17 protein-coding genes are annotated in these 20,806 nt (G+C 51.7%); 12 read left to right on the top strand and 5 right to left on the bottom strand.

Annotated elements, in window-relative coordinates; translation table 11 throughout:
• Window positions 1–254 precede the first annotated feature (254 nt).
• The 9 genes from atpI (at window position 255) to DCH402_RS20500 (ending at window position 7,168) form a co-directional block, all read left to right on the top strand.
• A complete protein-coding gene (gene atpI / locus DCH402_RS20460; RefSeq protein WP_040003193.1) occupies window positions 255–638 on the top strand; it encodes a F0F1 ATP synthase subunit I in 384 nt (127 codons plus the stop codon).
• A 22-nt stretch (window positions 639–660) separates the two neighbouring features.
• Entirely contained in the window at window positions 661–1,452 is a 792-nt protein-coding gene (atpB, locus tag DCH402_RS20465) for a F0F1 ATP synthase subunit A (RefSeq protein WP_040003195.1), read from the top strand.
• A 48-nt stretch (window positions 1,453–1,500) separates the two neighbouring features.
• Window positions 1,501–1,740: a F0F1 ATP synthase subunit C gene (atpE, locus tag DCH402_RS20470; protein WP_004093904.1), complete on the top strand. Its 240-nt coding sequence runs from the start codon at window positions 1,501–1,503 to the stop codon at window positions 1,738–1,740.
• 64 nt (window positions 1,741–1,804) lie between these two features.
• Window positions 1,805–2,275: a F0F1 ATP synthase subunit B gene (gene atpF, locus DCH402_RS20475; protein ID WP_015848477.1), complete on the top strand. Its 471-nt coding sequence runs from the start codon at window positions 1,805–1,807 to the stop codon at window positions 2,273–2,275.
• A gap of 14 nt (window positions 2,276–2,289) precedes the next feature.
• Window positions 2,290–2,823 (top strand): F0F1 ATP synthase subunit delta, encoded by a 534-nt coding sequence (gene atpH / locus DCH402_RS20480; RefSeq protein ID WP_015848478.1) that lies wholly within the window; start codon window positions 2,290–2,292, stop codon window positions 2,821–2,823.
• 12 nt (window positions 2,824–2,835) lie between these two features.
• Complete coding sequence (atpA, locus tag DCH402_RS20485; protein ID WP_016941653.1) at window positions 2,836–4,377, top strand: F0F1 ATP synthase subunit alpha; 1,542 nt, start codon at window positions 2,836–2,838, stop codon at window positions 4,375–4,377.
• Between the two features lie 53 nt (window positions 4,378–4,430).
• The gene (atpG, locus tag DCH402_RS20490) at window positions 4,431–5,294 is read left to right on the top strand and encodes a F0F1 ATP synthase subunit gamma (protein ID WP_040003198.1); all 864 of its coding nucleotides are present in this window, start codon (window positions 4,431–4,433) and stop codon (window positions 5,292–5,294) included.
• Between the two features lie 48 nt (window positions 5,295–5,342).
• Window positions 5,343–6,725, top strand: coding sequence for a F0F1 ATP synthase subunit beta (atpD, locus tag DCH402_RS20495; RefSeq protein WP_040003199.1), 1,383 nt, complete (start codon window positions 5,343–5,345; stop codon window positions 6,723–6,725).
• A 29-nt stretch (window positions 6,726–6,754) separates the two neighbouring features.
• Entirely contained in the window at window positions 6,755–7,168 is a 414-nt protein-coding gene (locus DCH402_RS20500; RefSeq protein ID WP_161624095.1) for a F0F1 ATP synthase subunit epsilon, read from the top strand.
• Window positions 7,169–7,298: 130 nt separating this feature from the next.
• Here the strand turns inward: DCH402_RS20500 and pelX are convergent, their stop codons facing one another.
• Window positions 7,299–9,500 (bottom strand): pectate disaccharide-lyase PelX, encoded by a 2,202-nt coding sequence (gene pelX, locus DCH402_RS20505; RefSeq protein ID WP_040003202.1) that lies wholly within the window; start codon window positions 9,498–9,500, stop codon window positions 7,299–7,301.
• Window positions 9,501–9,859: 359 nt separating this feature from the next.
• Here pelX and glmU point away from each other — a divergent pair, with 359 nt between their 5' ends.
• Window positions 9,860–11,230: a bifunctional UDP-N-acetylglucosamine diphosphorylase/glucosamine-1-phosphate N-acetyltransferase GlmU gene (gene glmU / locus DCH402_RS20510; RefSeq protein WP_040003203.1), complete on the top strand. Its 1,371-nt coding sequence runs from the start codon at window positions 9,860–9,862 to the stop codon at window positions 11,228–11,230.
• A 254-nt stretch (window positions 11,231–11,484) separates the two neighbouring features.
• Window positions 11,485–13,320, top strand: coding sequence for a glutamine--fructose-6-phosphate transaminase (isomerizing) (gene glmS, locus DCH402_RS20515; protein ID WP_040003204.1), 1,836 nt, complete (start codon window positions 11,485–11,487; stop codon window positions 13,318–13,320).
• 119 nt (window positions 13,321–13,439) lie between these two features.
• On the opposite strand, the gene DCH402_RS20520 is transcribed toward glmS, so the two are convergent.
• From DCH402_RS20520 to DCH402_RS20535, 4 genes are all read right to left on the bottom strand, one after another.
• Entirely contained in the window at window positions 13,440–15,755 is a 2,316-nt protein-coding gene (locus DCH402_RS20520; RefSeq protein WP_040003206.1) for a sensor domain-containing diguanylate cyclase, read from the bottom strand.
• Between the two features lie 373 nt (window positions 15,756–16,128).
• Window positions 16,129–17,568, bottom strand: a complete 1,440-nt coding sequence (locus tag DCH402_RS20525; RefSeq protein WP_038927129.1) for a hypothetical protein — start codon at window positions 17,566–17,568, stop codon at window positions 16,129–16,131.
• Window positions 17,569–17,709: 141 nt separating this feature from the next.
• Window positions 17,710–18,999, bottom strand: a complete 1,290-nt coding sequence (locus tag DCH402_RS20530; RefSeq protein WP_040003207.1) for a KGGVGR-motif variant AAA ATPase — start codon at window positions 18,997–18,999, stop codon at window positions 17,710–17,712.
• Window positions 18,996–19,409, bottom strand: a complete 414-nt coding sequence (locus DCH402_RS20535; RefSeq protein ID WP_081642203.1) for an SAM-dependent methyltransferase — start codon at window positions 19,407–19,409, stop codon at window positions 18,996–18,998. Before DCH402_RS20535 ends, DCH402_RS20530 begins: the two co-directional genes overlap by 4 nt.
• A gap of 305 nt (window positions 19,410–19,714) precedes the next feature.
• Here DCH402_RS20535 and pstS point away from each other — a divergent pair, with 305 nt between their 5' ends.
• Window positions 19,715–20,755 carry a phosphate ABC transporter substrate-binding protein PstS gene (pstS, locus tag DCH402_RS20540; RefSeq protein WP_040003209.1) on the top strand — a complete coding sequence of 347 codons (1,041 nt, stop codon included), beginning with the start codon at window positions 19,715–19,717 and terminating at the stop codon, window positions 20,753–20,755.
• Window positions 20,756–20,806: the final 51 nt, after the last annotated feature.

Consider the following 20,806-nt stretch of genomic DNA (forward strand, 5'->3'; position numbering starts at 1 on the left):
CTATTTTATGTGAGAAATATCACATATTGTCGGCGTCAGATGCACAGGGGTGCCAAAATGCAGTTTGGGGATAGTTAGTGAAAATAAGGCTTCGGAAATAAATTTAAATAATCGTTCACCTTTTTGCTACTTATCGATTGAATTCGCATGGATGACCCGTATAATTTGCTCGTTTTTCGCTGCTTGACTCGGTACTGCAAAGGCAGTTTTATACGGTCATTCAGCATACCTCTGAAAAGGTACGGAGAATCGTCATGTCTGTATCCCTTTACAGTGGGAAAATTGCCCGGTTATCGCTGTTATTGCAGCTGGCGGTGATTTTTGTTGTTAGTGTGGCGTTTTACGCTGGCAACGTTAAAGCGGGCGCTTCCGCACTGGCCGGGGGGCTGGCAGCTTGGCTGCCAAACATGGTGTTCATACTGTTTGCCGTGCGGCATCAGTCAGACAAGCCACCGGAAGGGCGGGTAGCCTGGTCGTTTGCCGTTGGGGAAGCGTTGAAAATGCTCTTCACCATCGTGCTGTTGGTGGTGGCGTTAGGTGTGTTTCATGCGGCTTTTTTCCCGCTTGGCCTGACGTACTTAGTGGTGCTGATCACGCAGATCGTGGCACCGGCTGTAATTAACCGTTACCGTAGTTAACAACAAAAGGGTAAGAGACATCATGTCTGCATCTACTCCACAAGAGTATATCGGTCACCACCTGACCCATTTGCAGGTGGGCTCGGGATTCTGGTCGATTAACGTCGACTCGATGTTTTTCTCCGTGGTTCTCGGCGTACTCTTTCTGGCGATCTTCCGCAAGGTTGCCAAAACCGCGACCAGCGGCGTACCGGGTAAGCTGCAAACGGCAGTCGAACTGGTCGTGGGATTTATCGATGGCAGCGTGCGCGATATGTTCCATGGAAAAAGCAAGCTGATCGCACCACTGGCGTTGACCGTTTTCGTCTGGGTCTTCCTGATGAACCTGATGGACCTGTTGCCTATCGATTTGTTGCCGCAGATCTGGGCACATGTCTATAGCGCTCTCGGTCATGATCCTGCACATGCTTATCTGCGTGTAGTGCCTTCCGCCGACGTTAACGTGACGTTGTCCATGGCGCTGGGCGTATTCATCCTGATTCTGTTTTACAGCATCAAGATGAAAGGTGTGGGTGGGTTCGTGAAAGAACTGACCATGCAGCCGTTCAATCACCCTGTGTTTATTCCCGTCAACCTGATTCTTGAAGGGGTTAGCCTGCTGTCCAAACCGGTTTCTCTTGGTTTGCGACTGTTTGGCAACATGTATGCGGGTGAGCTGATTTTCATCCTGATCGCGGGCTTGTTGCCGTGGTGGTCACAGTGGATTCTGAATGTGCCTTGGGCCATTTTCCACATTCTGATTATTACGCTGCAGGCATTTATCTTTATGGTTCTGACAGTTGTTTATCTTTCGATGGCATCTGAAGAGCATTGATTTTTCACAACACTACAACGTTTTAACTGAAACAAACTGGAGACTGTCATGGAAAACCTGAGTATGGATCTGCTGTACATGGCTGCCGCTGTGATGATGGGCCTGGCGGCAATCGGTGCTGCAATCGGTATCGGCATTCTGGGTGGTAAATTCTTGGAAGGTGCTGCCCGCCAGCCTGACCTGATCCCTCTGCTGCGTACACAGTTCTTTATCGTTATGGGTCTGGTGGATGCTATCCCGATGATCGCGGTAGGTCTGGGTCTGTACGTGATGTTTGCGGTGGCCTAAGCAGGCGTAAGCTTGCCAGGTAAAAGACATCGACTCATTTAACTCATGAAAGAGGCATTGTGCTGTGAATCTTAACGCAACAATCCTCGGCCAGGCCATTGCGTTCGTCCTGTTTGTCTGGTTCTGCATGAAGTATGTATGGCCGCCGATTATGGCTGCCATCGAAAAGCGTCAGAAAGAAATTGCTGACGGTCTTGCTTCTGCTGAACGTGCCAAAAAAGATCTGAACTTAGCGCAGGCCAATGCGACCGACCAACTGAAGAAAGCCAAAGCGGAAGCTCAGGTGATCATCGAGCAGGCAAACAAACAGCGTGCTCAGATTCTGGACGAAGCTAAAGCGGAAGCGGAAGCGGAACGCAACAAAATCGTGGCGCAGGCGCAGGCTGAAATCGAAGCCGAACGCAAACGTGCCCGTGAAGAGTTGCGTAAGCAGGTTGCCATTCTGGCGATTGCCGGTGCCGAGAAAATTATTGAACGTTCCGTGGATGAAGCTGCCAACAGCGACATCGTTGATAAACTGGTCGCTGAACTGTAAGGAGGGAGGGGCTGATGTCTGAATTTGTCACGGTAGCTCGCCCCTACGCCAAAGCAGCTTTTGACTTTGCCGTTGAGAACCAGGCGCTTGATCGCTGGCAGCAAATGCTGGCGTTCGCCGCCGAGGTTGCGCGCAATGAACATATTGCCGGCATGCTGGCTGGAGCCATCGCTCCCCAGACCATGGCGCAAACGTTCATTACCGTATGTGGTGATCAACTGGATGAAGCGGGCCAGAACCTGATCCGGGTAATGGCTGAAAACGGACGTTTGCCGGTGCTGCCTGAAGTACTGGAACAGTTTGTTCAATTGCGTGCGGAGCTGGAATCGACCGTGGATGTCGAGGTTATTTCCGCCGCCACGTTGAGCGAGCAGCAGTTATCAGGGATAACCGCTGCAATGGAACAACGTCTGTCACGTAAAGTGAAGCTGAATTGCAAAATTGATAAGTCTGTTATGGCCGGCGTGGTAATTCGCGCGGGCGATATGGTGATAGACGGCAGTATTCGCGGTCGTCTGGAACGTCTGGCAGACGTCTTGCAGTCTTAAGGGGACTGGAGCATGCAACTGAATTCCACCGAAATCAGTGAACTGATCAAGCAGCGGATTGCTCAGTTCAACGTTGTGAGCGAAGCTCATAACGAAGGTACGATTGTTTCCGTCAGTGACGGGATCATTCGCGTACACGGTCTGGCCGATGTGATGCAGGGTGAGATGATCTCCCTGCCGGGCAACCGTTACGCGATCGCACTGAACCTGGAGCGCGACTCCGTTGGTGCGGTAGTAATGGGTCCGTACGCGGATCTGGCCGAAGGCATGAAAGTCAAATGCACCGGCCGTATTCTGGAAGTGCCGGTTGGCCGTGGCCTGCTGGGCCGCGTGGTTAACACGCTGGGTGCGCCGATCGACGGTAAAGGTCCGCTGGAACATGATGGTTTCTCTGCCGTAGAAACCATTGCGCCGGGCGTTATCGATCGCCAGTCCGTTGATCAGCCGGTTCAGACCGGTTACAAGTCTGTGGACGCCATGATTCCAATCGGTCGTGGTCAGCGTGAGCTTATCATCGGCGACCGTCAGACTGGTAAAACTGCGCTGGCGATTGATGCCATCATCAACCAGCGTGATTCCGGTATCAAATGTATTTATGTCGCTATCGGCCAGAAAGCGTCCACCATTGCTAACGTGGTGCGTAAACTGGAAGAGCACGGTGCGTTGGCCAATACCATCGTGGTGGTGGCAACCGCGTCTGAGTCTGCTGCGCTGCAATATCTGGCGCCGTATGCCGGTTGCGCCATGGGCGAATACTTCCGTGACCGCGGTGAAGATGCGCTGATCATTTACGATGACCTGTCTAAACAGGCTGTCGCTTATCGTCAGATTTCCCTGTTGCTTCGTCGTCCGCCTGGTCGTGAAGCTTATCCGGGTGACGTATTCTATCTGCACTCCCGTCTGCTGGAGCGTGCTGCGCGTGTTAACGCCGAGTACGTGGAAGCCTTCACTAAAGGTGAAGTGAAAGGACAAACCGGTTCTTTGACCGCACTGCCGATCATCGAAACGCAGGCCGGCGACGTGTCCGCGTTCGTTCCGACCAACGTTATCTCGATTACCGATGGTCAGATCTTCCTGGAATCCAACCTGTTCAACTCCGGTATTCGTCCGGCGGTTAACCCGGGGATTTCCGTATCCCGTGTGGGTGGTGCCGCACAGACCAAGATCATGAAGAAACTGTCCGGTGGTATTCGTACCGCACTGGCACAGTACCGCGAACTGGCAGCGTTCTCCCAGTTTGCCTCTGATCTGGACGATGCAACCCGTAAACAACTGAGCCACGGTCAGAAAGTGACCGAGCTGCTGAAACAGAAACAGTATGCGCCGATGTCCGTTGCGCAGCAGTCTCTGGTGCTGTTCGCGGCAGAACGCGGTTATCTGGAAGACGTTGAACTGGCGAAAGTCGGCAGTTTTGAAGCCGCACTGCTGGCTTACGCCAGCCGTGAGCACGGCGAGCTTCTGCAGCAGATCGACCAGACTGGCGCTTATAACGATGAGATCGAGGGTAAATTCAAAGGCATCCTCGATACCTTTAAGGCAACCCAGTCCTGGTAACGCCCCGTGGCCTGCCTTAACGGCAGGCCGCTAGGCATTGAGGAGAAGCTAAGATGGCCGGCGCAAAAGAGATACGTAGTAAGATCGGAAGCGTCCAGAACACGCAGAAGATCACCAAAGCGATGGAAATGGTCGCCGCTTCCAAAATGCGTAAATCGCAGGATCGTATGGCGGCCAGCCGTCCTTATGCGGAAACCATACGCAAAGTGATTGGTCACCTTGCGTTAGGGAATCTGGAATATAAACACCCGTACCTGGAAGAGCGTGAAGTCAAACGCGTCGGGTATCTGGTGGTGTCTACCGATCGTGGCCTGTGTGGCGGCCTGAACATTAACCTGTTCAAGAAGCTGCTGGGTGATATGAAAGCCTGGAATGAAAAAGGCGCCGAGGTTGATCTGGCGATGATTGGTTCCAAAGGCGTTTCTTTCTTCGGCTCAGTAGGCGCAAACATTGTTGCTCAGGTTACCGGCATGGGGGACAACCCTTCGCTGTCCGAACTTATCGGGCCGGTGAAAGTCATGCTGCAGGCCTACGACGAAGGTCGTCTGGACAAACTGTACGTGGTGAGCAACAAGTTCATCAATACCATGTCTCAGGTTCCACAAGTTGTTCAGCTGCTGCCATTGCCTCCGGCAGAAGAAGGCGGGCTGACGAAGAAATCCTGGGATTACCTGTATGAACCCGATCCTAAGCCGCTACTGGATACCCTGTTGCGCCGCTATGTGGAGTCTCAGGTTTATCAGGGCGTCGTAGAAAACCTGGCCAGTGAGCAGGCCGCGCGAATGGTAGCGATGAAGGCCGCAACAGATAACGGCGGCAACCTGATCAAAGAGCTGCAGTTGGTTTACAACAAGGCTCGTCAGGCAAGCATCACTCAGGAACTCACCGAAATCGTATCGGGAGCCTCCGCGGTTTAAATCAGGTTTTACGAATTACGTATTGTCGAATTACGTAGAGGATTCAAGATGGCTACTGGAAAGATTATCCAGGTAATCGGCGCCGTGGTGGACGTCGAGTTCCCTCAGGATGCCGTACCGAATGTGTACGAAGCGCTTGAGGTAGAGAACGGGGCTGAGAAATTGGTGCTGGAAGTGCAGCAGCAGTTAGGTGGCGGCCTGGTTCGTTGTATTGCAATGGGTTCTTCTGACGGCCTGCGCCGTGGTTTGAAAGTCACCAGCCTGGCGCACCCGATCGAAGTCCCGGTTGGTAAAGCGACGCTGGGGCGTATCATGAACGTACTGGGTGAGCCGGTCGACATGAAAGGGCCGATTGGCGAAGAAGAACGCTGGGCGATTCACCGTGCGGCCCCGACGTATGAAGAACTGTCCAACTCCCAGGAACTGCTGGAAACCGGCATCAAGGTTATCGACCTGATTTGTCCGTTCGCTAAAGGCGGTAAAGTCGGTCTGTTCGGTGGTGCGGGTGTAGGTAAAACCGTAAACATGATGGAACTGATCCGTAACATCGCGATCGAGCATTCCGGTTACTCTGTGTTTGCGGGCGTGGGTGAACGTACCCGTGAAGGTAACGACTTCTACCACGAAATGACCGACTCCAACGTTATCGACAAAGTTTCACTGGTGTATGGCCAGATGAACGAGCCGCCGGGCAGTCGCCTGCGCGTGGCGCTGACCGGTCTGACCATGGCGGAAAAATTCCGTGATGAAGGCCGTGACGTTCTGCTGTTCGTGGATAACATTTACCGTTACACCCTGGCGGGGACTGAAGTATCCGCACTGCTGGGTCGTATGCCGTCCGCAGTAGGCTACCAGCCGACGCTGGCAGAAGAAATGGGTGTGTTGCAGGAGCGTATTACCTCCACCAAGACAGGTTCAATCACTTCTATCCAGGCCGTTTACGTGCCAGCGGATGACTTGACTGACCCGTCACCGGCAACCACCTTTGCGCACCTGGACTCTACCGTAACACTGAGCCGTCAGATCGCGTCTCTGGGTATCTACCCGGCTGTAGACCCGCTGGATTCCACCAGCCGTCAGTTGGATCCGCTGATCGTGGGTCAGGAGCACTACGATGTCGCGCGTGGTGTGCAGTCTATTCTGCAGCGCTATCAGGAACTGAAGGATATCATCGCGATTCTGGGTATGGACGAGCTGTCTGAAGAAGACAAGCTGGTGGTATCCCGTGCGCGTAAGATCCAACGCTTCCTGTCTCAGCCGTTCTTCGTAGCTGAAGTATTTACCGGTTCTCCGGGTAAATATGTGTCGTTGAAAGACACCATCCGTGGCTTCAAAGGCATTATGGACGGCGAATACGACCACCTACCGGAACAGGCGTTCTACATGGTTGGTTCCATTGATGAAGTAGTGGAAAAAGCCAAGAAACTGTAACGCCTTGATAGGAGGGTGATATGGCTGCTATGACTTACCATCTGGATGTCGTTAGTGCGGAACAGGCAATGTTTTCCGGTCTGGTGCAGAAAATCCAGGTGACCGGTAGCGACGGCGAACTGGGAATTTATCCTGGCCACGCCCCCCTGCTCACGGCCATTAAGCCTGGTATGGTGCGCATTGTTAAACAGCACGGCGAAGAAGAGTATATCTACCTGTCCGGCGGTATCCTTGAGGTACAACCGAACATGGTGACCGTGCTGTCCGATACCGCCATTCGTGGGCAGGACCTTGATGAAGCGCGTGCGATGGAAGCGAAGCGCAGAGCCGAAGAGCATATTCGTAATTCACACGGTGATGTGGATTATGCTCAAGCCTCTGCCGATTTGGCGAAAGCCATCGCTAAACTGCGTGTCATCGAGCTGACCAAAAAAGCGATGTAACAGATGCAGATGTAACCATCATGCAGATGTAAAAAAGCCAGCTGATTCAAGCTGGCTTTTTTTATGCCTGACAGAGCGTCAGGCTGGTGTTGATGGGTACCGGTTTCGGTGCCTTTGGGTTTTATGTCGGTTACTTCTTCTGCAGAAAATCACCCAGTTGCAGGCTGCCTTTTTCATCCCGGCTGAAGACCGCTGGCACCGCGACGGATTTGTAATTCGCCGTCGTGATTTCCTTACCCTGACTGTTGACCGCTCGATTATTCCTGATGAAGTAGTTGCTGGCGTCCAGCCGGCCTACCACGGCATCGTCATACTTGCCGGGTTGGGTACGCAGTGAAACGTTGTTTTTGAAAATCCCTTGTTTTTCATAGCCATAGTAAGGGCTTGGGCGGAAGATAAAGTTGAAGCGAACGTTATCCAGCGCGATGTTATTGGAGACTTGCAGCGCGCCGGGGTTGAAGTTGTCGCTGAACCCGTCCATGTGGTTACCGATAGCAATGCTATTTTTCACCTGATGCGCTACGGGTTGGCCTTCTCCGCCCAGTTTAAAGCCGTTGCTGGTGTTGTTGAGTGAAATGGAATTCTCGATCATCACAGCCCCATTCGGGCCATCCTCAATTTTGTTGAACAGGTCGAAGCCGTCGTCAACGTTGTCATGGGAGAATGCGCCGCGAATGACGTTACCCTCGCCAACACGCATTTTTACTGCAAAACCATCGGCATCTTTTTTGCTTGGGTCCTGATTGCTGTGTGATTCTGAATTGAGAATCAGGTTATGGCTGGCCCACAACGGGCGACCTACGTTATCGCTGGACGACACCTGAATACCGGTATTGTCGCAGTGGTGCGCCAGGACGCGTTCAATCTGGTTGTGGCTACCTTCAATACGGAAGCTTTTTTCCGTGATTTCAATCCCTTTGACTTTCCAATAGCTGGCGTTGAGCTGGAGGCCGTGGAATACCGCTTTTTTGCCGACAGGCATCAACGTTTTCATGCCTTTGGCGTTGCCGCTGGCGCTGACAGGAATAACGGTGGCGCTGTAGTCGCCATCCATCAGCCACAATGTGCCGCCACCCGGCAACGCATTGATGGCGGTTTTAATATCCAGCGGTGCATTTTTACTACCATCGTTACCCGCTTTGCCTTCCGGGGAGACATACAGATTTCTGGCGTCGGCCAGCGTAATTTTTTCTACGCTGAAAGAGGTTTCTTTTGCCGTTTTATCTTCACCCTCGCTTGGGATATAGACCAGTTTGAAATCTGATTTTTGTTGCGTCAGCCTGGTGGTCAGAGAGAAATCATCGCCGGCGCGAACACGTTGCGGTTTACCCAGCGATTTACCGTTTTGGAACACTTCGACTGTGCCGTTGTAATTCACTCGCGCCTGTACCGGATAGGTGTCGCTGGTGGAAAGCGAAGACGATGCGACTTGCAGCAGTGGCGCAGTGGTTTCTGCTTTGAACGGCGCGGAAGGTTTGGTATTCGCCGGGCTGGTGGTCAGACTGGCGTTACTGATGGTTATTTTCGCATTACGTGACGCGAAGAACCCCACATAGTAGTGATCCTTGTCCTGATGGGTCACTAAATCCGCCCCTTTGACGGTTTTGCTGACCCATTGGTCACTGCCCTTAGGGGCGTAAGCGGTGATGAAACCGTCATTGGTACGCTCCAGTTTCAGGCGGAACGTTGGCGTCTGTTCCAGATTAATTTTTTCCTGGTAGCTGGTGCGGGTAATTTCTGCGTTGGTATTGCCCCAGGGCTGCGTCACGCCATTGCGGCTGATGAGCTGCATTTTCACTTCGGTTTTCGATTTTTTATCCTGCGTCATGATGGCGTTCATCACCATATTCGACGCCGCCGGAAACTCTTCGTATCCTTCTTTCAACGGTTCCTGACGGGGGACACCGAGAATATCGCGTACCAGCAGGCCAGCACCTTCCTGAGCGTTGGGTTTGGCATCGCTTTCCGGGCCGAACTGCTCGACCGTCACATCAGATTGCAGCGTGAAATTTACATTGGCAGGCAATTGAGTGTAGAAGAAGGTCAATCCGTCATGAGTGTTGGCGATTTTCCCGCCCCGGCTTTCGATGGTAATCGGTGCGGACAGATCGGCTTTATCGTTGACCGTCAGTTTCTTGCCGTTGATGGTCACGTCGTTGACGCCCACCTTTTCCGGTAATACGTTGGTGGCGAAATTCACATCCGTAGACTGGCCGAACGCGATGCCACGCCAGACTGGCGCCACATCCTGAGTAGCGAAAGCGGTGTTGGAGCCCAGAAGCAAAAGCGAATTAAGGGCGACAGAGAGCAGCCCCGAAGCAGCGTATTTCATGTTTTCCCCATCATTATTTGTTTTTGAACGGCGTATTATGTCAAAAAATGAAACACTGTTTCTTTTGTTCGCTTCACAATCTGAGCGGTGAAATTCATCTAATGAAACAATTAGTTTCATTTTGTTATGCCGTCTTGATGTGAACGGATAGGGTGCCTTGGTTTGCTCCGGCGGGTGTTGGTGTTGGCACCGATATCCTTCCGGGTTAGGTAGACTTTGATTAATGCTTTTTTCAGACAGGAATAGATTCTGAGACGTATTTTTCGCTGAAAAATATGTAGTAATCCGGTGCGATAACGGGTTTACTTTCGTTCGTCCATCTTCAGTGGGACACCATTCAGTTTTTAGTCAGGATGCCTATGTCAAACAGTGCAATGAGTGTGGTTATCCTTGCCGCCGGTAAGGGAACCCGCATGTATTCCGATCTTCCCAAAGTTCTTCACCCTCTGGCGGGTAAACCGATAGTTCAGCATGTGATCGATGCGGCGATGGCGGTTGGCGCACGTCGTATTCATCTGGTTTACGGACACGGTGCAAACCTGATTCGGGAAACGCTGACGGAAACGTCGTTGAATTGGGTATTGCAGGCCGAGCAGTTGGGAACCGGCCATGCGGTGCAGCAAGCGGCCGATGGTTTTGACGATAACGAAGACATCCTGATTTTGTACGGCGACGTGCCGCTGATTTCCCCTGCAACGTTGCAGCGTTTGGTGGCAGCCAAACCGCAAGGCGGGATTGGCCTGCTGACCGTCAATCTGGCTGACCCTACCGGTTACGGCCGTATTGTGCGGGACAACGGCGAAGTGGTGGGGATTGTGGAGCATAAAGACGCCACCGAACAGCAGCGTGCGATCACCGAAATCAACACCGGCATTCTGGTGGCGGGCGGTCGCGATTTGAAGCGTTGGTTAAGCCAGCTCAATAATCACAATGTGCAAGGCGAATATTATCTTACCGATATCATCGCCATGGCCTCGCAGGAAGGCCAACGCGTGGTGGCGGTGCAGCCGTCGCGTCTGAGTGAGGTGGAAGGCATCAATAACCGTCTGCAACTGGCGACGCTGGAGCGTACTTACCAGCGCGAGCAGGCGGAACAGTTATTGCTGGCGGGTGTCATGCTGCTGGACCCGGCGCGTTTTGACCTGCGTGGCGAACTGGTGCATGGCCGTGATGTGACGATCGATGCCAACGTCATTCTGGAAGGCCGGGTGACGCTGGGTAATCGGGTGAAAATCGGCGCGGGCTGCGTGATCAAAAACAGTGAGATCGGCGACGATTGCGAGCTTAGCCCCTACACCGTGGTGGAAAACGCAGTACTGGAAGCGCGTTGTACCGTTGGCCCGTTTGCTCGCCTGCGCCCTGGCGCGGTGCTGGAAGAAGAGGCGCATGTCGGCAATTTTGTTGAATTGAAAAAAGCGCGTCTCGGCAAAGGATCGAAAGCCGGTCATCTGACTTACCTCGGTGATACGGAAATCGGCTCTGATGTGAATATCGGCGCAGGTGTGATTACCTGTAACTACGATGGCGCCAATAAACACCAGACGATAATTGGCAACGATGTGTTTGTCGGTTCGGATAGCCAGTTGATTGCACCGGTTAAGGTGGCCAACGGCGCCACCATTGGGGCAGGCACCACGGTCACCCGTGATGTGGGTGAAAACGAACTGGTTATCAGCCGCGTAAAACAAACCCATATCACCGGCTGGAAACGCCCGGTGAAGAAAAAATAGTTTTATCCCCCGGATGCGGCGTTCTACTTTATCTTTATTGCGTGTTTAGCTTTAGCGCGTGGAACGCCGCTGAACCTTAGGGGGAATGCGTCTTGATTTAAGACGGTTTCGGCCTGTGTTCTCATGGTGAATACAGGCCAAAACATAATAATCCCCATTCTCTACAAGGCTCGGGGAACCCGGAAAAAACCGGAACAATCAGGTCTAAAGACATCGTGGTGACACAATATGTCACGTTTACAGGAATACAACCGATGTGTGGAATTGTAGGCGCTGTTGCGCAACGAGATATTGCTGAGATCCTGCTGGAGGGGCTACGCCGCCTCGAGTACCGTGGTTATGACTCTGCCGGTCTGGCGGTGGTGAATAGTGAAGGAACGGTGTCCCGCCTGCGCCGTCTGGGTAAAGTGCAGGTGTTGGCTCAGGCGGCGGAAGAGCATCCGCTGTTGGGCGGAACCGGCATTGCCCACACCCGTTGGGCGACCCACGGTGAACCGTCTGAGCAGAATGCTCACCCGCATGTGTCTGGCGACATTATTGTGGTGCACAACGGTATCATTGAAAACCATGAGCCGCTGCGCGAGTTACTGGTATCCCGTGGCTATCATTTTGTTTCCGAAACCGATACCGAAGTGGTGGCGCATCTGGTGCATTGGGAACAGCAGCAGAACGGCGGTTCGTTGCTGGATATCGTACAGCGCGTTATCCCGCAGTTGCGTGGTGCGTACGGCATGGTGCTGCTGGATAGCCGCGACCCCAGCGTACTGGTTGCCGCACGTTCCGGTAGCCCGCTGGTGATTGGCCGTGGTGTCGGTGAAAACTTTATTGCTTCCGATCAGCTGGCATTGCTGCCGGTAACTCGTCGCTTCATCTTCCTGGAAGAAGGTGACATCGCCGAAATCACGCGTCGTACCGTGCGCATCGTCAACCGCCAGGGGCAGGACGTTCAGCGCGAAGAAATTGAATCAAAGGTACAGTACGATGCCGGCGATAAAGGCGCGTACCGTCACTACATGCAAAAAGAGATCTACGAGCAGCCGATGGCGATTAAAAACACCCTGGAAGGGCGTTTTAGTCACGGCGAGATCAACTTGTCCGAACTGGGTCCGCAAGCTGATGCATTGCTGGCACAGGTGCAGCATATCCAGATTATCGCCTGCGGTACGTCTTATAACTCCGGCATGGTATCGCGTTACTGGTTTGAGTCGCTGGCGGGGATTCCATGCGACGTGGAAATCGCCTCGGAATTCCGTTACCGCAAACCGGCGGTGCGCGCTAACAGCCTGATGATTACCCTGTCTCAGTCCGGTGAAACCGCCGATACGCTAGCGGCATTGCGTTTGTCGAAAGAACTGGGGTATCTGGGGTCGCTGGCGATTTGTAACGTAGCGGGTTCGTCGCTGGTGCGTGAATCGAATCTGGCGCTGATGACCCGCGCCGGTACCGAAATCGGCGTGGCATCCACCAAGGCATTCACGACACAATTGACGGTATTGCTGATGCTGGTGGCGCGTATTGGTCGTCTGCGCGGTATGGATGCTCGTATCGAGCACGATATCGTACATGCTTTGCAGGCATTGCCGGCGCGTATCGAACAGATGCTGTCGCAAGACAAACTGATCGAATCGCTGGCGGAAGGCTTCTCCGACAAGCACCATGCGTTGTTCCTGGGCCGTGGCGACCAGTATCCGATAGCAATGGAAGGGGCGCTCAAGCTCAAAGAGATCTCCTATATACACGCGGAAGCCTATGCGGCGGGTGAACTGAAACACGGGCCGCTGGCGCTGATCGACGCCGATATGCCGGTGGTGGTGGTCGCGCCCAACAACGACCTGCTGGAAAAACTGAAATCCAACATTGAAGAAGTGCGTGCCCGCGGTGGTGAACTCTACGTATTTGCCGATGAACAGGCCGGTTTCACTTCCGACAGCGACATGATGAAGATCATCCAGTTGCCGCACGTGGAAGAGGTGATTGCGCCGATCTTCTACACCGTGCCGCTGCAACTGTTGTCGTACCATGTTGCTCTAATCAAAGGCACCGATGTAGACCAGCCGCGTAACCTGGCGAAGTCGGTAACGGTGGAGTAAAAGGGTCGATATTATTTAATCTTGACCCGAAAAAACATATATCAAAAGCCTTGGGGTTCTGTCTCAGGGCTTTTTTCATTGTATTTAGAATGAAAGGACGACGACTCAATCAATACCTTTCATTTCCACACCACCCGATTGCGGCCGGCGTTTTTCGCTTCGTACAGCGCGTCGTCGGCCCGCTTCATGTCGCTTTCGAAGTTGTCCTTTAGACTCTGAACATTGCGGTGTTTGATAAAAGTAGCGCCGATACTGACGGTAAAATGGAAGGAATAGCCATCAACGGTGAACAGGGTATTTTCCACCTCGGTACGGATACCGTTCATGATGGCGTCCACATTATCGAGATTGGCGTTGTGCACAATCAGGCCGAACTCTTCGCCACCCAACCTGGCAACGAAGTCATCGGTGCGTAATTTGCTGGTAATGATCTCCGCCAGACGGCAAATCGCCACGTCTCCGACATGATGGCCGTACTGGTCATTAACCTTCTTGAAAAAGTCGATATCGATAATCGCCAGCGCGGTGTTTTTCTCATGATTTCGGTAGCATTTTTCCGTTTCCAGAATGTAGGCGCGCCGGTTATGGATACCGGTCAGGACATCTGTATTGGCCATTTCCAGCAGTTTGGCTTCCAGTTCTTCTCTGGCGCGTTGGGTTTCCAGCGCGTAGAACAGTGAACCCAGCGTGTCGACGAACGGGTTGAGAAAGCGCAATTGCTGTTCATTGTAACCGTCGAAGCGGTTACCTAACCCGATCATTCCCACCACTTCGTTACGAAAATAGATGGGCAACCCCATGAACTGACGCAGAACTGGATGACCCGGCGGCACGCCGCGCGAGGCAGAGTGCGCGCGCGGTGTATTGGTGATCACCGGTTTGCCGGTGGTTACCACATGCCCGAACAGGTTATCCAGGCTGGTGAACTGCAGTTTGTTTTGCAGGAAGGTATCGTAAGAGTTTTTACTGTCGCCGTTCCAACTGACATTGGAAATGGCGACGATATGCAGCACTTTCTTACCATCGTGTTCCCTGACCTGGCCGATGAAACCAAACTCCGACTCAGAGATGGAAAGCAGGTCGTTAAAGATGGACATACAGGCTTCCTGAATATCCGTTTTTTCCAGAAAGATCTTTTGCGCCCGGTTAATCAGTTCCAGCAGGCGTTTATCCGCCTCTTCCTGCAATTCCTTGTGCTTCTTTTCCGTGATATCGCGGTGAGTGCCGGCAACCCGGATGGGTTTACCTTTTTCGTTGTATTCAACCACCTTGCCGTAGGTTTCAATCCATACCCAATGGCCTTTATTGTGGCGCATCCGGTATTGCTCGTTGATAAGCGTAGCCTGGCCGGTGATGCAGGCTTCCGCCGCCAGCACCATTTTTTCCCGATCCAGCGGGTGCATCATCTGTTGCCAGTGATCCATTGAGGAATCGAACTGATCCTGCGTGAGCCCCATCATTTCGCACCACTGTTTATTCACGCGAATGTTGTGTCGCCCCAGATCCCAGTCCCAGGTGCCAAGGCTGGAGGATTCCAGCACCAGCCGCATCTGATTATTGGTATCCACCAGTAATTTTTGCAGGTATTTCTGGTGGGAGTTATCAATTAGCAGCGCCTGTACGTGGCTGAGTTTGCCGCTGTGATGATAATTGGCGATGGAAAGCTGGCGAATCCACAGGGTTTTTCCTTTGGGCGACAGAAAGCGATATTCGCACTCCAGATTCGCCACGCCTTTTTTGTGGTTATCCAGCGTAAATAACAGATTTTCGTAGTCGTCCGGGTGGACATAGCTTTCCATCACCGTGCTGCTATGCCTGATCTCTGCTTCGCTAATACCCAGAACATGTTGCGCGTTGGGGGAGATGTAGGAAATCTGCAGCATATTTTCTTGCTGCCAGTTGATAAGCACCACGGAAGAGTTGTTTAGCAGCCGGATTTCCTGCTCCCGGTGCAGCCGGTCGTTGTGCAATCGGAACAGAGACTCCGTGGTGCTGGCGATAAGCGCGGCGGTTTCGCGTACCGTCTCATCCAGTGTACGTGGCTGGTAATCGATGGCCGCCAGCGTGCCGACCACGACCTTGTCGAGTACCAGAGGAATGCCAAAGTAGCTGCGGATATGCGGGGCGCCGGTCACCAGGGGGTGTTCGCAAAACTGGCTATTCGTCAGGGTGTCAGGAATAAACAGGGTGGTGGCGGTGGTAATCACTGTGTTGCAAAACGCCAGTTCCCGGTCTGTGCATTCGATATTGATGCCTTCGCTGAAAATCAGCCATTGCTTGTCGTGATCGATAATCGAGATAAATGACGAGGGAAAATTCAGTATCCGTGCAAATAATCTGACCTGGTTTTGAAAGGATTGCTGTAAGTATAAGTCGAGCAAATGATATTCATTAATCTTTGCGACGCGCTGCTCGTCGGCGTTATATTTTTTCATTGTCACTGTTCCTGTAAAAATAAATAAAATCAGTGCTTTATGTCCTGGTGGCAAAACAGAAAAACGCGACTATTAGGCTCGGTTATAAATTCGGTTATAGATTCGGTTATAAATAAAGTGGAAACACCCTGTAGGGGCGTTGGGTCCTGACGTGAGAACGCTGTTTTTTCAGCGACATATTTGAGTATAGAACAGGTTTTTTATTGCTTGCGCTATACCTGTCATACTTTACGTTGCTGGTATGCAGGCTTGCTGCACTACAAGAGGATTTTTAGTGCTTTTTATTACTTGGATGGTTTTTCCAGGAATTAAATAAAAAAAACCTCCATTTTTAAGGAGTAGGGAGGTTTTTTATAAGTGTTTTATTATTAGATCAGGATTTTTGGGGTTTAACGCCACCTTTTCGGCCTAAACCAAAGCCAACCCGATAGAGATCGGGCATATCAATACGCTCGCTGTTACGCTCTTCAAATACGCCTATTCTTAACAAGTCCAGTTTTAGGCCCGGCCAGCCTTTCTGGGCATGTTGAGGGGGTAACTTGTTTGGGTTTTCTGGCATTCCTTGTGGGAATGCGTGATCCCAGCGCTGTTGTATTACGCTGGAATCGATAGGTACGTTAAGCCCATGCAAGGGTGTTAAGAACTCGCTTACCCACGGATAATCTTCTGTCAGTTCACTGACTCTGATCTCGGATGCTTTTTGAACGCCTCGTTTAATACTTTCATAGTGCAACGAGTAGGTATAGTCGGGGTAGCGATCCATCGAATCTTCGGCAGCCTGTCGTATTGCCGCTAAAAACGAGCGGGGGGAGGTTCGACCTTTCCCATCGGCCAGATGGCTAACAGCCCAGACATAAGGAACACCACGACGGCGGTCCTTACCCATCCACGGCCCGGCCAGTGTTTCAAACAATTCTCTTTGTGATGATGTTTCACGCTTTACGTCATCATGCGGTACAAAACGGGAATCGGAATGCTCGGGCGGTTTATTCAGGGTTTGGGTATAACACTTGCGCAGTACGTCACCCTGTGATGTTTCACCATTAATCAGATACTGCCATAGCAGGCCATGCAAGTCATGTCTGGCCCAGGACAGTTCTGCTTTGGTGGCAAGTAACTTGGAAGCATCAGGAAAGTCGGTAACGGTTCTTTCCAGTTGGTCTTCGCGTAAGAAGACTTTAGCGGTGAGACGGCTATATGGTTTTAACCACAAAACAACCCGTAACAGACCACGCACAATATTATCCATGATTGACCAATTGGTACTGAGTCTGTCTAGCGCGTCAAATAAAATCAAAGCATAGCGACCGCCCCCTTCAAACGATTGGTTGGCCTGAGACATGGCTGTTGCAATATTTTCTGGATTTTGCTGTACCCAGAATATTTTATCTGACCACGTTGCCTGTTGAGCTAACAGTGACTGTTGTGCCAGTTTGTCGATACCGGATACGACAATTGTGCGCCAGATATCGTAGGCATCAAAGCTCTTCACCAAGTGAGAAAAAGTATCTGGGTCTGGATAATCGTTATTATTGGGACGTTCTGAAAAACCGATATGAATATCAGTGCTATCTAGTTGCGGAATGGATGAACCTAACACTTTACGCAATGCAGGATCACCAAGTGCCGCCGTCCAGACGGACTTCCCTACTCCTCGTGTGCCCACAACCAGTAAACTTTCCGGTCTTAGCGCTTTCAAATGTGCGGGCGGAATATAGAGATGTTTTAATGGCGGCGCAGACCCGCTGTATGAGGTATCCGCAGGTAAGGTTTCATAAATGGCTCGACGGATATCTGCTGCGCTACTCATCATGCTCTCCGGGATAGCTGGTTAGACTCTGTATACCCGTCATACTTCAAGTTGCAGGTGCGTTGGCTGCACTCGCTCACCCCAGTCACTTACTTGAGTAAGTTCTTGGGGATTCACTCGGTTGCCGTCTTCCTGCAACTCGAATTATTTTGGGTATATACCTTCAATTAACGTGCCGAAAATTGATTTTACTTCGGCGGAGTCTATCGTGTTTTGCGCAAATCTGGAATGTAGCGATGTTAGTGCGGAGAATCCTCTATTCCAGCGAATCGCCCATGGATAGTGAGGTGCCGATTCGTCATTCATCTCAAAGCTGAAAAGATTTTCTACTGTTTCACCCGGTGGTACTTCGTCATAAAGTGTTGAGGAAAACAATTCATAGGCGTTCTCACACAAGCCGGAAAAATAGCCCTCGCGTCGTTCGTCATCAGGAATCATTGCACCGATAAGCTGCAAACGTTCACGAATGTCAGCGGCCTTACCCGAACGGTTCCAGTGGTCAAATAACACCCGATACCCCGACCAGGTTTGCTCACCGTCCAGTGTAAACAATAGCACTGTATTGGCACCGATATCGGTAACACAACTGGAGGCGACCTCATCAATTCCTGAGCGTGAATCAATTAAAATGACATCAGGCTTAATCCTTTCTTCCAACTGATCAATCAGGCGGTGGAGCCTGTGGGACCAGCTTTCCCGGGTGCCGTTGCGATCCATTTTGGGCATCCAGGCCCTACCCAACTTGGCGATATATTCGCCAGGATTTTTGCCATGCGCGGGTATCACGTAAATGTCGCCGTCATGAGATAGCGTGCTGGTAGCCACCATGTCGGCAATCAGGTTGTTGCCATTCTCGACGAGGTCTTCCACTAGCCAGTCGGCAATACCATAAGTCGGGCGACGGTCTTCCGGTAGCAAGGCGGTAGATAAGCCTGGGGACTCAAGATCCAGATCAAGAACCATGACTTTTTTACCGGCTTGCGCCAGCGACCATGCACAAGCCGCCATCGCGGTCGAACGACCAACACCGCCCTTGATAGAAAAAAAGACGATGCGACTGGCACCGTTAGATTCTGGCGTGATCATATCCCAACGGCTTTCTGTCGCCAGTCGGTCAACCACATAGACGCCGGGAATATCATCAGCCAGTGCAAAATGGGCGGTACATTGATAAACCGACTCGACATTGGATTCGTATAAGACGGTGCCATCTGGTGCAAAGCTGTGGGGTGCCAGTTCGGCTGAAAACTGCTCGGCAATCGCACTAACTGCAGCCTGTTGTTCAGGATTGTTATGGACGGATTCAGAAACGATTAACCTGACTTTGCCATTCAGATCTCGGTTGATCACTACCGGTTGAATATGGCTGATAAGATCAGCGTAAGGTTTAAGAATATCTTTAATCTTAGGTAGCAATTCGTCAAAGGTGATCATATCGCACCATCCGTTTTAGCTTGCTTGAGTATATTTTGAACCTGCTTGGCTCCGTTGCGATGTTTTTCCGCTGTCATTTGAGTGAAATTTTGTTGATGGGTGTAGCGCTGTGATGCCCGCCAGTCATCGAACGGATTGTCGGAAGGTAGGAGATAGTCAGTAACACATCGACCGCTGCGATAAGTTTCGTATCGTAGCCAAATAGTATCAATATGCTTTTTGTCGTTGGTGTTACTGGGCATGTCTTTGTTGGTATCAAAGGGCATACCAAACGCCAGCATCAACTTTTTTAATCCACTCTCTGCCGAGAAGCCATAAAGATGATCGGCATTGGCCCAGCGTTCCTGCGTAAACAGAATTTCTGCATCTTGCCAGTGGCGTTCACAGGCGTCTTCAAAGTCGGTTGCCATGACGGTATTTCGCTCCTTGTAACCTTAGACCGATTTATTCAAGGTCTAAATAAGCATTGTGACAAGTGATTTTACCGAAACCAGAGGCTGATAGAATTATCTCTTTGAAAGTATTACATAGATGACTAAATCAATGGTTGCCTATTCCTGGTGGATATCTCCATTCCTGACTCACCTGTCACATAACTGTCATATTAAGTACATTTTACTGTCACTGAATTGACCTATTTTCTCCACCAGCAAACTACACTCTGATTAAACAATAGCTCCGGGTTTACACGTCTACGGATCCCACAGGAGGGATTATGAAACTCATGCGTACCACTGTTGCCAGTATCGTTGCTGCAAGTTTTTCTCTGACGGCGGTTTCTGCTTTTGCCGCGGCAAATCTCACTGGTGCAGGTGCGACGTTCCCCGCTCCGGTTTATGCAAAGTGGGCTGATTCTTACGAAAAAGAAACCGGCAACAAAGTTAACTATCAGGGCATTGGTTCATCGGGCGGCGTGAAACAGATCACCGCCAAAACCGTGGATTTCGGTGCTTCTGACGCACCGCTGGCGGATGACAAACTGGCTCAGGACGGTCTGTTCCAGTTCCCGACCGTGATCGGCGGTATCGTGCTGGCGGTTAATGTGCCGGGCGTGAAAGCCGGTGAGCTGACGCTGGACGGCAAAACGCTGGGTGACATCTACCTGGGCAAGATTAAGAAATGGAACGATGACGCTATCGCCAAACTGAACCCTGGCGTGAAACTGCCGGATCAGGATATCGCCGTGGTGCGCCGTGCCGACGGTTCCGGTACGTCTTATGTGTTCACCAGCTATCTGGCGAAAGTGAACAGCGAGTGGAAAGAGAAGATTGGCGCCGGCAACACCGTAAACTGGCCGACCGGTCTGGGTGGCAAAGGCAATGACGGTATCGCGGCATTTGTTCAGCGTCTGCCGGGGTCTATCGGCTATGTTGAGTATGCGTATGCCAAGCAGAATAACCTGGTGTACACCAAACTGATTTCTGCCGACGGCAAAGCCGTTAGCCCGACGGAAGGCGCATTCAGCAACGCAGCCAAAGGCGTTGACTGGAGCAAGTCCTTCGCACAGGACCTGACCAACCAGAAAGGCGCGGATGTATGGCCGATCACCTCTACGACCTTCATCCTGATTCACAAAGAGCAGAGCAAGCCTGAGCAGGGTACGGAAGTGCTGAAGTTCTTCGACTGGGCGTACAACAAAGGCGGCGATCAGGCGAAAGCGCTGGATTACGCCACCCTGCCGAAAGACGTGGTTGCGCAGGTACGTGCGGCATGGAAAACCCAAATCAAAGACAGCAGTGGTAAGGCGCTGTATTGATTGCGGTTAGCAACATCAGTTAGGTGAGTCACGCGGGGTGGATAAACCGGA

Source organism: Dickeya chrysanthemi NCPPB 402, from assembly GCF_000406105.1.
In the GTDB taxonomy this organism is placed as follows: domain Bacteria; phylum Pseudomonadota; class Gammaproteobacteria; order Enterobacterales; family Enterobacteriaceae; genus Dickeya; species Dickeya chrysanthemi.

Coding starts and splice junctions, on each gene's coding strand:
- atpI (WP_040003193.1), top strand. CDS start 255: ATGTCTGTATCCCTTTACAGTGGGAAAATTGCCCGGTTATCGCTGTTA.
- atpB (WP_040003195.1), top strand. CDS start 661: ATGTCTGCATCTACTCCACAAGAGTATATCGGTCACCACCTGACCCAT.
- atpE (WP_004093904.1), top strand. CDS start 1,501: ATGGAAAACCTGAGTATGGATCTGCTGTACATGGCTGCCGCTGTGATG.
- atpH (WP_015848478.1), top strand. CDS start 2,290: ATGTCTGAATTTGTCACGGTAGCTCGCCCCTACGCCAAAGCAGCTTTT.
- atpA (WP_016941653.1), top strand. CDS start 2,836: ATGCAACTGAATTCCACCGAAATCAGTGAACTGATCAAGCAGCGGATT.
- atpG (WP_040003198.1), top strand. CDS start 4,431: ATGGCCGGCGCAAAAGAGATACGTAGTAAGATCGGAAGCGTCCAGAAC.
- atpD (WP_040003199.1), top strand. CDS start 5,343: ATGGCTACTGGAAAGATTATCCAGGTAATCGGCGCCGTGGTGGACGTC.
- DCH402_RS20500 (WP_161624095.1), top strand. CDS start 6,755: ATGACTTACCATCTGGATGTCGTTAGTGCGGAACAGGCAATGTTTTCC.
- pelX (WP_040003202.1), bottom strand. CDS start 9,500: ATGAAATACGCTGCTTCGGGGCTGCTCTCTGTCGCCCTTAATTCGCTT.
- glmU (WP_040003203.1), top strand. CDS start 9,860: ATGTCAAACAGTGCAATGAGTGTGGTTATCCTTGCCGCCGGTAAGGGA.
- glmS (WP_040003204.1), top strand. CDS start 11,485: ATGTGTGGAATTGTAGGCGCTGTTGCGCAACGAGATATTGCTGAGATC.
- DCH402_RS20520 (WP_040003206.1), bottom strand. CDS start 15,755: ATGAAAAAATATAACGCCGACGAGCAGCGCGTCGCAAAGATTAATGAA.
- DCH402_RS20525 (WP_038927129.1), bottom strand. CDS start 17,568: ATGATGAGTAGCGCAGCAGATATCCGTCGAGCCATTTATGAAACCTTA.
- DCH402_RS20530 (WP_040003207.1), bottom strand. CDS start 18,999: ATGATCACCTTTGACGAATTGCTACCTAAGATTAAAGATATTCTTAAA.
- DCH402_RS20535 (WP_081642203.1), bottom strand. CDS start 19,409: ATGGCAACCGACTTTGAAGACGCCTGTGAACGCCACTGGCAAGATGCA.
- pstS (WP_040003209.1), top strand. CDS start 19,715: ATGAAACTCATGCGTACCACTGTTGCCAGTATCGTTGCTGCAAGTTTT.